The organism is Nocardiopsis synnemataformans, assembly GCF_965343085.1.
GTDB lineage: Bacteria > Actinomycetota > Actinomycetes > Streptosporangiales > Streptosporangiaceae > Nocardiopsis > Nocardiopsis alborubida.
On record NZ_CBDRFA010000038.1, the window covers coordinates 41,720 to 52,464 of the forward strand.

General features: G+C 67.7%; 15 protein-coding genes. All 15 read right to left on the minus strand.

Annotated features, from left to right (window positions below; genetic code table 11):
• The 15 genes from ACSIH6_RS21780 to ACSIH6_RS21850 all read right to left on the minus strand — a co-directional run bounded on the left by ACSIH6_RS21780 (position 1) and on the right by ACSIH6_RS21850 (position 10,724).
• Positions 1–882 carry a hypothetical protein gene (locus tag ACSIH6_RS21780; protein ID WP_435110157.1) on the minus strand — a complete coding sequence of 294 codons (882 nt, stop codon included), beginning with the start codon at positions 880–882 and terminating at the stop codon, positions 1–3.
• A complete protein-coding gene (locus tag ACSIH6_RS21785; protein WP_435110158.1) occupies positions 875–4,360 on the minus strand; it encodes a hypothetical protein in 3,486 nt (1,161 codons plus the stop codon). Before ACSIH6_RS21785 ends, ACSIH6_RS21780 begins: the two co-directional genes overlap by 8 nt.
• Before the next feature lie 8 nt (positions 4,361–4,368).
• Entirely contained in the window at positions 4,369–4,773 is a 405-nt protein-coding gene (locus ACSIH6_RS21790; protein ID WP_435110159.1) for a hypothetical protein, read from the minus strand.
• Between the two features lie 17 nt (positions 4,774–4,790).
• A complete protein-coding gene (locus tag ACSIH6_RS21795) occupies positions 4,791–5,171 on the minus strand; it encodes a hypothetical protein (RefSeq protein ID WP_435110160.1) in 381 nt (126 codons plus the stop codon).
• 91 nt (positions 5,172–5,262) lie between these two features.
• The gene (locus ACSIH6_RS21800) at positions 5,263–6,081 is read right to left on the minus strand and encodes an Ig-like domain-containing protein (protein WP_435110161.1); all 819 of its coding nucleotides are present in this window, start codon (positions 6,079–6,081) and stop codon (positions 5,263–5,265) included.
• Positions 6,082–6,165: 84 nt separating this feature from the next.
• Positions 6,166–6,624 carry a hypothetical protein gene (locus ACSIH6_RS21805; RefSeq protein WP_435110162.1) on the minus strand — a complete coding sequence of 153 codons (459 nt, stop codon included), beginning with the start codon at positions 6,622–6,624 and terminating at the stop codon, positions 6,166–6,168.
• 3 nt (positions 6,625–6,627) lie between these two features.
• Positions 6,628–6,903, minus strand: coding sequence for a hypothetical protein (locus ACSIH6_RS21810; RefSeq protein ID WP_435110163.1), 276 nt, complete (start codon positions 6,901–6,903; stop codon positions 6,628–6,630).
• Positions 6,896–7,168 (minus strand): hypothetical protein, encoded by a 273-nt coding sequence (locus ACSIH6_RS21815; protein ID WP_435110164.1) that lies wholly within the window; start codon positions 7,166–7,168, stop codon positions 6,896–6,898. Before ACSIH6_RS21815 ends, ACSIH6_RS21810 begins: the two co-directional genes overlap by 8 nt.
• A 7-nt stretch (positions 7,169–7,175) precedes the next feature.
• A complete protein-coding gene (locus ACSIH6_RS21820; protein ID WP_435110165.1) occupies positions 7,176–7,556 on the minus strand; it encodes a hypothetical protein in 381 nt (126 codons plus the stop codon).
• 2 nt (positions 7,557–7,558) lie between these two features.
• A complete protein-coding gene (locus ACSIH6_RS21825; protein ID WP_435110166.1) occupies positions 7,559–7,927 on the minus strand; it encodes a hypothetical protein in 369 nt (122 codons plus the stop codon).
• A complete protein-coding gene (locus ACSIH6_RS21830; RefSeq protein ID WP_435110167.1) occupies positions 7,927–8,328 on the minus strand; it encodes a head-tail connector protein in 402 nt (133 codons plus the stop codon). Before ACSIH6_RS21830 ends, ACSIH6_RS21825 begins: the two co-directional genes overlap by 1 nt.
• A gap of 15 nt (positions 8,329–8,343) precedes the next feature.
• Entirely contained in the window at positions 8,344–8,517 is a 174-nt protein-coding gene (locus tag ACSIH6_RS21835; RefSeq protein ID WP_435110168.1) for a head fiber protein, read from the minus strand.
• Positions 8,514–8,978, minus strand: a complete 465-nt coding sequence (locus tag ACSIH6_RS21840; protein ID WP_435110169.1) for a hypothetical protein — start codon at positions 8,976–8,978, stop codon at positions 8,514–8,516. Before ACSIH6_RS21840 ends, ACSIH6_RS21835 begins: the two co-directional genes overlap by 4 nt.
• A 3-nt stretch (positions 8,979–8,981) precedes the next feature.
• Complete coding sequence (locus ACSIH6_RS21845) at positions 8,982–10,049, minus strand: major capsid protein (RefSeq protein WP_435110170.1); 1,068 nt, start codon at positions 10,047–10,049, stop codon at positions 8,982–8,984.
• Positions 10,050–10,067: 18 nt separating this feature from the next.
• Entirely contained in the window at positions 10,068–10,724 is a 657-nt protein-coding gene (locus ACSIH6_RS21850; protein ID WP_435110171.1) for a hypothetical protein, read from the minus strand.
• Between the last annotated feature and the right edge of the window lie 21 nt (positions 10,725–10,745).

Consider the following 10,745-nt stretch of genomic DNA (forward strand, 5'->3'; position numbering starts at 1 on the left):
CTAAGGGGTCGAGAAGGCCGACCGGTAGCGGACCTCACAGGAGGAGGTGCCGGTCAGGTCCGTGCCGGAGAAGTGGATGATGGTCTGCCCGGGTGGGAGACGGAGGTCTTCGAGGAGGGATCCTCGGGCCGCTCCGGCGAGGGATGCCCCGTCGTTGCGGGTGATGGTGGTGACCCACGGTCGGGTGTCCACGGTGACGGACATGCCGGAGGGGATGGTGGCGGCCAGACGCAGGCTGGTGGTGGTGCCTACCCATGTCACCTGCGGGTTGGCGATGGGTCCGTGGAAGGTGATGATGGGGTGGGTGTCCATGTCGCCGGTGTTGGCTACAGCGTCTTGGCGTTCGCCGCTTGCTGCCCACGTGATGGGCCACGCCTCGATGGGCCAGGTGATGCCGCCCCCGCCGGAGGAGATGAGGGACAGGGACAGGACAGTCTCGGTGTCGGCGTAGTAGTCGGCGTGCATGGTGTCGAACGTGGCCACGGCGCTGACGGAGCCGTCAGCGAGAGTGCGTAGTGTCGCCGGGGTGAACCTGCGTGGGCGCCCGTACACGATGACGGTGTCCCGGTCGGCGAGGCGGAACCGCAGCGGGATCACTGCCTGTGGGGTGAAGCGGAGGTCGCGCTGTCGCCACAGCGACTCAGCGGACCGCCATGCTTCCTGTGCCCCTGCGGCGTCCGGGGTGTCGGTGAACAAGGTCAGAGACAGGGTGCGTCCGGCGTGGTAGTCATAGCCGGGCCGCACCCCATCGGAGCCCGGATTCTCCACGTCTCCGAGGCGTGCTCCCACGTCGCCGAGGTCGAATTCGTCGACCATGACCGGGCGGGCCCGCCCTATGACGAGCCCGCCTATCTCCCACTGGTCTTCGAGGAGGTCAGCCATACAGCCCTCCTTGGTCGGTGACGCGGAGAGCGTGGGTGAGCTCGGACATGGCGTCGCGGACGGTGGCCTGTGAGTCGTGGAGGTGGATTTCGTTGTGGTCGATCAGGGCGCGGCGTCCACCTCCCGTGGTCCCGTCGGATGCGGTGACGCGTCCGGCCGTGGCGAGCATCCGCGCGGACTCCTGGTGGGAGTAGATGCGCGCCGGGTCGTCGAACCTCGCCAGCTCGGGGCCTTCCTCGCCGACGACGGTCCACCCTGAGGCGAGTCCGCCGTCCGCCAAGCCCATGATTTCCTTGACGTTGCGCAGCACCGGATGCGTACCAGCCCGGTGGTCCTCCTGCTGGTCCTGGGAAAGGATGTCCGCGACGGACACCCGCCCACCAGCGGCGAACCCAGCCAGCCCCCAGTTCGGGCGGAAGATCGCACCACCGAAGTAGGGGGAATCCGTCACGTTGTTGGACTGGTTTCCGCCGATCCTCCTGCCGCCACCGGGGGACGCGATGAGGTTGACGTGCTCGGTGCCGTACACGGCGATGTCGCCCGGCTGCGGGTCGGTGGTGCGGCGCATCCCCGCCCCGTAGTAGTCACCCGTCCACGCGGTGTGGGCTGCACCACCGAGCGCGCGTGATGCTCCGGTCTGCGCGAAAAGCCACGAAATGAACATCGCGCACCACGCCGCGCCGTTCATCCCGTACCAGTCCGTGATGGCGTTGGTGTTGTTCCCTCCGCTTTCGGGGTATTTGCCGATGCTGGCTTCAGCGAGCCGCACCACACCCATCGGCCCGGACATGGAGTTTTTCCACTGCTCGCCCATGGTGTCGCCGATATTGTCGATCAGCTCCCACACCATCCGGTTGTAATTCGGGCGGATGGTGGTGGTGTGGTTGTCGAGGACGTCCCACGGGGTGTCGCCCTTGCCCTTGGTGGCCCACCCACCGGAAGCGAATCCAGCAATGGCGTCCTTGGGAATGGCCTTGTGACGCAGAGCCTCGAAGAACCCAACGCCGTAGTGGTCCACGACGTGCGTGGGCTCAACGAATTCACCATTGGACAGCATCGCGGGGATGCTGTCGGATGTGGCGGTGCCCGCGCCGAAAACAGGACCGCCAGCGGCGTAGAACGACAGGCCGTTACCGACAGGTGTGCCCGCCCCGGTGTCCGAAGCGAAAGGCACCGACCATTCACCGGTCGCGGCGAGGCGAATCTGTGATTCGACATCGGAGGGGATTCCGAGGTACTCGTCGGCTAGATCCTCAGCAGCGCCCCCCGTGATACCCATCTGGTTGGCGACGCGGATGAATTCCTCGCGGCCACGAGCGGCGGTTTGAATTTGCTCCGCGACTGATCCGTCGTTCTCGCGCACCGCGTCGGTGAGTTCGTTTGTGGTGTCGCGGATGTCCCGCAGTGCGGCGTCGTTCGCCCGGCCCTTCTCCGTGTTCAGATCCAGAGTCTCACCGTTGGCGTATGCCGCTTCGGTCGCCCGGTCGATAGCAGCTTGAAAATTGGATTCCGCTTCGGTCGCACCCACGTGCGATCCCGTGAGCGCGTCCAGCGCTTCCTTCAGGCTGGCGGCCTGGAGGGTGCCCTCCATGAGCGCGGTGTTGACGCCCTCCTGCGCGGCCTGGGTTTCCCCCATCGCCTCCGTGGACCGCTCGTAGGAAGACGTCGCCTCGTTAATGGCTTCGTTCTCACCGTTGAGCGAATCCCGGATCTTCTCCAGGCGCTCGATGTGACCTTCCTGGCGGGCCCGCTCCGCCGCGCCCACGGTCTCCATGTCCTTGTAGGACTCGATCTGCCGGTCGATCTCAGCAGTCACCGAGTCCAGTGCTTCGGTGTTGCCCGTAGCAGCGTCGGTGACCTGGTTCAGGGACAGCCCGTACCGTTCGGCCATCTCCAGTACGCCTTCGGTCTCCAGGGCGTTGACCGCAGCGGCGCGGGTGTTTTCCCCGAGGACGCCGGTGTCGGCGCGGATGGCTTCGGTGTACGCCTGTGTCTTCTGCGCAGCATCGGCTTTCGCTGCGGCGAAAAGACCCAAAGCGGTCACACCGGCGGCAATGGCGATGCCCCACGGGCCGCCGAGCGCCCCCACAGCGCCGGACAGGGCACCCGAGAAGCGGCTGGTGCCAGCGGCAGCACTGACGGCGGTTCCGTTGACGGTGCCGAGGCTGGTGGCGTACTCCTGGATGCGCCCGGGGAGTTCCCGCATGGGCTGGATAAGGCCGGTGTTGACCCGACCGAAGAGCGACAGGGCGACCTGTGCGGTTTTCGCGGCGACAGCGAGCTGGATGAGCCACGGTGCGGTTTCAGCGACAGCGGAGATGGCCTGAGCGAAGTAGGTGAGGCCTTCGGCGTACACGGTGCCGAGGGGTCCGAGGGCGACGCCGACGTCGATGGCGGTTTCGGCGATCTGGCCGAAGAAGTCGACGAAGGTCGGCCCGTTCTGGATGGTCCACTCGATGAAGCTGGTGAAGTTCTCCGAGTCGTGTCCCCACGCGGCGAAGCGTGCGGTCATCTCCTCTAGGCCGGGTCCGACGACGTTCCACAGGGGTTCCATGCTGACTGCGAATCCGGCGACACCCGTGGCGAGGTTGCCCAGGGAGCGGCCGAAGATGAGCGTGGACGGGGTGGCCTGACGTGCCAGGAAGTCGAAGAAGCTGGTCCACCGGGGCCCATCTAGCGCGGTGCGCGCTTCGTCGGACAGGTCCGCGAGGGCGTGCGCGGCGCGCTGCGTGGTCGGCGCGAGCTTGGACAGGCCGACCTGTGCGGCGTCCACACCCTGAGCTGCGGCGACGAGGACGGACCCGTCGGTCTCCGCGCGGAACTGCCGCCACGCCGTGGTGAGGCCGCCCAGGGAGTCGCGGAAGATGTCCTGCTCAGCGGTGAGGTTGTCGGTCGCGCTGGTGGCGTCCCGGATGGCGGGCACGGCGGCCAAAGCGAACGCTCCGGCTCCCACGCCAGCGGCGGTGAAGCCACTGGCGACCGCTCCCAGACCCCCGGCGAGCGCGCCCACGGCGGGCACGAGCGGGGGGATGAGCGTCCACACCGCCGCCTCACCGGCGGGGGACAGGTCGGTGAAGGACCGCTGACCACCGCCGCCGGAGCTGCTGCCGCTGCTGGCAGGTGCGGTCGGTGTATCGCCGCCGCCTCCCACGGTGGGCTGTACGGGCTTGTTGCCGGTGGTGCGCACCTGCACGTTGACGACGCGGCCGTCCAAGCGGTCGGCGGCCTTCTCCACGCCCACCAGGCCGGACAGGGCCTGCCTCGTGTTCGCGGACACGCGCACGGTCGGGGTCAGGTTCCCGACCTTGGTGACCTCACGGCGGAACGAGTCCAGCTCGGTGCGGGCCTTAGCCGAGTCGAGGCCGAGCGGGACGTCCATGCCCTTGTCGGCGTGCGCCTTGAGCTCCGCACGCAGCCTCGGCCCGAACTTCTTCAGGTCGGGGAGGACGTCGACCCATACAGCTCCGGCGTCGGGCATGACACCTCCTACTCGGCTGGTGGTGGTGTCTTGACGAGCTTCAGGTGGCGCCGGGGTGGCGCGAAACGCTCTAGGTACGCCTGTTTGCGCGGGTCGGGGCGGCGCTTCTGCTGCTCCTGCTGTTCGTCCTTGAGTCCAGGGACGGGGTAGAGGGTCACGGCGGGCGGGTCGTCCTTGAGGCGTCCGCCGACCCACGCGACGCGCGTCAGCGTCTGAATGCGGGCGTCCAAGAGGGCGAGTTGTTCGTTGAGTTCGCCCCACGGCCGACCGGGGTCGAGGCCCTGTGCGGCGGCGCGGGTGCGGGGCATGCGCGCCATGTCATGGATGACCAGCAGCACCATCCGCCGCATGGTGATGTGGCCCCGGTAGAAGTCCAGGAGGTCCACGCCACGATCGAAGAGGTCTAGCTCCACCTCACGTGCATGGTGCTCTAGGACGTGGAGGAGCTGGAGTCTTCCCCCCGGGTGGCACCGACCTGCTCATCGAAGTAGCGGATGATGCGTCCCACGATGCGCGACGGACTGTCGAGGAACGCGTTGGTGCGGTCAGGTTCAGCCAGAGAGCCCCGCGCCCAAGTGATGATGTCGCCGCGGGCGAACGCCTGTGATGCCTTGAATGACCACTCGGCGATGGGCTTGAACTGGAACTCGACGTCGTTGCCCATGGCAAACGTCGTCGGCTCCTCCATGGCTTCGCTGACCTGTGCGGCCTGGTTGTCGGGCAGGTCGGCGACGTTGATCGCGCCGGGGGTGGGCGTGGTCTTCTTCGCCGGGGGCTTGCGGGTCGCGGCGGGCTTACGGGCAGCGGTCATGACGGTTCTCCTCGCAGGTCACGCAGGTCTAGCGCAGGTCAGGAAATGAGGTGGTCGGGTGGACCTGCGCGCACACCCGACCACCCGCTCATCAGGCGGTGACGGTCACGTCGACAGTGCCGGTCACGCCCCGGTAGAAAGCGGAGATGGTCGCCGACCCAGCACTGACGCCGGTGACTTCGCCGGTCTCGTCGACGGTGGCCACAGCCGGGTCGGAGGTGTCCCAGTCCGCGTCAGCGCTGACGTCCTCGGTGGTGGCGTTGTAGAAGTTCGCGTTCGCGGTGAGCTGCGTCGTCGCAGCCACAGCCACGGTCGCGGTGCCGGACACCTCCACAGTCTCCACCGGCAGCCACATGCCATCGCTGAGGTAGAACCGGTCGAACATCAGGCCGTTCGAGTCCTCGTACACGGTCCACGTGAGGCCGGACCCGGTGACGTTCTCGGCGTTCTTCGTGCGCTCCGCGCGGGTCGTGACCTCCGCGATCGCCGCCACCGTGCGCTCGTGGTTGACCCCGTCGAAGGTGTCCACGGCGAGCATGTACTTCTTCTGGCCGACGGGACGGTGCACGGGGTAGTGGATGATGCCGCCGGGCAGCTCCTCCAGGTCGGCAAGGTCCACACCGTCATACAGGGCCTGCGTGTACGGGTTGACCTCCCACATCGGGGTGGTGAAGGTCTTCGTGACCGACATGATGTCGGTGCGCACCGGCGACTTGTAGCCCAGGGGTCGCTTGTCGTTGCGCTCCTGCTCATACGCTTCCCCGAGCCCGGTGGGGTCGATCGCGCCGAGATCCCACCACTCGGGGCCGAACGCATCCAGCCCGGCCGGAAGCGTGCTCCCGAGCGGCGCGACATAGCACTTACCGCCGTCCGTGCCGTATGCGCGGATGGCATTGACGTTGTCCGCCATATCCCTCTCCTAGGGTGTTTCGCCCGGGGTTCGGGCATGCGAAAGACCCCGGCGTCGACGACGGCGGGGTGTGGTCAAAGCGGGTCAGGTGACCCGGAAGGGCCGCAGGTACAGCTCGCCCGTGAAAGCAAGGGCGAGCAGGTTGGTGTTGTCGTCGCGGTGCGGGTCGGGGTTGGACTGGCGTCGGATGCACCCGACCGTGACCGAGCCACCCGGCGTGTACTCCGTCGCGGGCAGGGTGATGGTTTGCCCGGACAGAGCGGCGAAGTGCGCGGCCACGTACCCGGCAAGGTCGATCGCACCCGGACGAGATGTGGATTCGTCCACCCTGACGATCACCTGCACACGGGCGATGTCATGCACCCTGCGATCAGAGGGTGGTGACGGCAGCCGGACCACCTGCACGATCGGCAGGAAGCCCTCGAAGGCGTCCGGCCCGGGAAGCTCCGAACACACCATGCCCACCGTGTCGCCGAGGCGGGAGCGCAGCCACGTGATCGCGACAAGCTCAGCGTCAGCATGCAGGACCACGGGGAAGGCCATGGCTCACCCCCCGCGCGGTGGTCTCCATGACGTGGGCGGGGCCTTCGACGCGAGGTAGGCGGCGACGCGGCCCTGCTCCTCCTCGGACACCCGGGGTTCGTCGGTGTCCACCAGGTCCACACGGGCGGCGGCGATGGTCACGTTGATGCCGGACGGGTAGCCGGGCGCGGACATGATCCGCACCCCATCGGCGGCGACCACGGGGAGCGGCTTGCCGTCGAGGGTGACCGTCTGCTCGTCGCCGTAGCGTTCCACGCGGATGACCGGGAGGTCACCCATCGGCGGGGGCCTTGCGCGCCGGGAGCTTGGCCTTCGACTCGTCCTTGGGAGCTTCGGCCTTGGCGGGCTCGATGGCTTTCGGCTCGTCCTTCTGCTTCGGCTTGTGCAGGTCCACGATCTCCTGCGGGGACGGGCGGACGATCTTGCCCTTACCGCCATCGACGAGATCACGTGCTTCCTGCGGGGACACGTACACGATGTCGCCCTGGGCGCGCTTGGTGCCGTCCTTGGTCTTGTGCGGGTAGCCGATCTTGACGTGCGGCATGCTGCTCCTAGGTGTGTGTGGTGCCGCGCGCCGCCATCTCCAGCGCCTCGGCGAGGTTGTTCGTGGCCTGCGTGCCCGGGTGCCACACGCGCGCCACAGGGTGCGCAGCACCGGGCCACCACAGGGCCTGCTTGGTGCGGGGCCGGATCTCGTGCGGGCGCGTCCCGAACTCAATCCAGGCGCTCTTACGGTCACGTGCGATGACTCGCCACCCGTGCGGCTGGAGCGCTTCGGTGTCGATCGAGGACACGTAGTCTCCGGTGTCGATGGGGCCGCGTCCGCGCGCCATCGCCTGCACGCGGCGGGCACGGTCGCGCATGTCGTCGTCGATGGGCTTCCACGAGCCCAGCCGGTTGATGGTGGACTGGTTCAGTTGGACGCGCCCCACGGTCACCCCTTCACCCATTCGGCCTTGAGGACCATGTGACCCAGCCCGCCCACGTCGGGGAGAGTGAAGGGTTCGCCGTCGATCTCCCACACCTGCCCGTCCACCTCCACACCGTCCGTTGCGAGCACGTCCACGCCCGGGTTCAAATACACCTGGATGGACTTTTTGACCTGCTCGCGGCCCTCACGGCGCGTCTCAGTGGTCGCCAGGGAAGCCCCCATGGTGGCGGCGTCCGGCTGTACACAGGCGTCGAAGGGGCCGGTGCGCACAGCGTGCTCCCAGTCCTTCGTGGACCGGGACCGGTTGCCGTGCGCGTCCACCTTGAGCGGCGGACGCAGCACGTACACCTCGTCGGTGACAATCGGCAGCATCACACCACCACCGGATGCGCAGGCACGAGCCCAGCGACACGGAGGACGTCCACGGCCTGCGACGAGTACACCTCGTCCACCACAGCTCCCGTCGTCGGGGACACCGCGTAGGTCTTGGACACCTTGTCGACCTTCACCGACGCGACCTTCCCGCCCTCAGGCGCCGGGGCGTTGCTGCCCTTGGGCTTGAAGGCCGCCTGCGCACACGTGGCGTCCCGCAGCGCGGCGATGACCTTCGGGTCGGTGGGCTGCTCCTCGTCATCCACCGCGTACACGGCGCCGACGAAGAGCGTGTCCACTATGAGGGATGCGTCCCGCAAAGCCGTCGACGCGCCAGCGGGCGGCTCATCGAGCCCCAGCCACGTGGCTAGCTCCTGCGGGGTCGCGTACACCAGCACCACGAGACACCTCCTCTGCTAAGCGATGACGCCGCGCGTGCGCAACGCGGCCAGCAGCTCGTTGAAGTCCGCGACGAGCGCGGCGACGTCAGCGGCCTCGGAGTCCGCGATGGTCGGCGCGTCCCCTTCCATGCTTCCGCCTTCGAGACGGTCCCGGACGATGCCGGTGAAGGCTCCTGCGACGTGGCTCATGAGGTCTGCTCCTTCTCGACTTCGGCCAGCTCGATCAGCTCAGCCTTCTTCAGGTCGTTGGCTTCGGCTTCGGTGAGGTCGGTGGCGGAGGCGATGTAGGCCACCCACGTGGCCTTGTCGTCGCTCTGCTTCGGCTTGACCGGAGCCTCGTCCTTGGGTGTGTGCTCGCAGGGCTTCTCCTCGCACTCGCACGCCAGAGGCTGAGAGCCGGAGTCCTCCTGCTTCTGGACTTCGGTCTGCGCAGGATCGTTCGGGGTGGTGTCCTCGGAGGGCGTCTGTGGCTCCTCGGCCTGCTCCGGCTGCTCCTCGCGGATCTCGGTGAGCGTGTAGCCGCGGCGGCGCATGTACGCCACCGCAGCCGGGTTCTCCGCCGAGTCGACGTGGCCACGGCCCTTGTAGAAGCGGACGCCGCCCGTCTCGCCGTTGTAACCCTTCACGGGCGACTGAACGTCGTACCTCATGGGTCACCCGCTCACACGGACGTTGCGGAGCACACCGCAGGACCGGGTGTTGCGCAGCACCACGGCAGCGGGGCCGATCTCCAGCTCACCCGACTTGACCGCACCGGGCTGGTTCCAGTCGGGCAGGAACGTCTCCACGAGCGGGGTACTGGCCATCGATGCACCGTGGAACGCGTCCATGCCGAACGACACGGCGTACAGGTCGGTCATGCCAGCCAGGGACGCGCCCCCGCCAGCGCCATCGGTGTCACGCGACTCGATCGGGATGATCGGCCCGGACCCGTCGAAGGTGTCACCCAGGTCCATCAGCACCCAGCTGCCGTACATGGACACGTCACGGCCGAGACCGTCCTTCGTCTCCGTGTACGCACCCGCCCACCGAGCCAGCGACTTGATGCGGGTGATGGACTTGGTGTTGCCCAGGACCGCCTTCACGCCCGGGGGCAGAGCACCCGGGGTGCCCTGGTCGCCACCACCGACCTTCGACGGGACGATGCGCGACAGCCAGTCATCGAGGATGTCCAGCTGCGACAGGGCCAGCGCCTGCGTGTTCACGACGGACCCGCGCCAGTCCAGGTGACCGGAGGTGGCGCCCTCGTTGATGGGCAGGTACTCGGTGGACTCGCCGGTCAAGCTCTTGTCGAGACCGTCGAAGCCCAGGGCGTTCACGGCGGTGTCGCCGTGGATGATCTCGGACTGGAACGCGATGGTGGCGCCCACGATGAGCTGCTGGAGCTGGAACACCATCTCGTTGGTGGTGGCCGGGCCGAGGTTGCGGAGCTTGCGGTCCAGAGTGAAAGCCCCGCCGAACGGCTTGAGGTTCACCGTGTGCTGCTCGCGCTCAGCCTTGTCGGCGGGGTACTCGGTGTTGAACGCTCGGAATCCGGCGCCGCGGGCGGTCTTGAGTCGGGTGTACCCGTAGATGAGGGTGTCTCCGCCAGCGCCGGGGGTCGCGGCGTCGTCGAACGCCATCTGGTCCCACAGCCAGCTGTACCGGCGGAGGTTGTCGATGACGGCGTGGTCGATGTCGGGGCGGGAGTTGATCTGGGCATCGGCCAGGGTGATGGCCATGTGGTGTCTCCTGTCGGGCTAGCCGACGCCGTAGTGGTTGCGTGCGGCGGCGTGTAGTGAGTTGGGTCGGGTGTTGCGCTGCTCACCAGGCCCGCTGGAGAAGTCCGCGCTGGAAGAGGCCGCCGCCTGGGCGACCCGGTACTTGGGGTTGGAGTCGACGGTGGTCTTGACCAGGTCGCTCACAGTCGCGGCGAAGTCATCCGCCGTGGGGTCAAGATCGCTGAGCTTCGTGGCAAAGCTGCGGGAGTCGAGGAGGGTGTCGACGTCCGCGCCGTGCTCACGGGCAGCCTTCTCGGCAGCACGCTCCACACGCAGCGTCCGCAGCTCCATCTCACGCTGCTGTGCCTGCTCCTGAGCGGCGGTCAGCTGCTTGGTGAGCTGCTCCGGGTCCGGCGGGGAGTCGTCCTCCTTCAACCCGAGAGCCTTCGCGATGGCGTCCATCTGAGCCTGCTGGCGCTTCTCCGTCTCGGAGAGCTTGGTTTCCAGCTCCTTCGCGGTGGCGCGCCGGGAGGCGGCTTCGTCACGGAGCTTCTTGACGTAGGCCTCGTCGAAGGTCTTGGGCTCCGGGCCCTTGTCCTGCGAGGTGTCGTCGGTGCGCTGCGTGTCAGCCGTGGTGGTGTCGGTGGTCGTGGTGTCGGCGGCTTCGGGCGCCTGGCCCTGCTGCTCGTCGGACATGGTGGTCTCCAAATGCGAAGA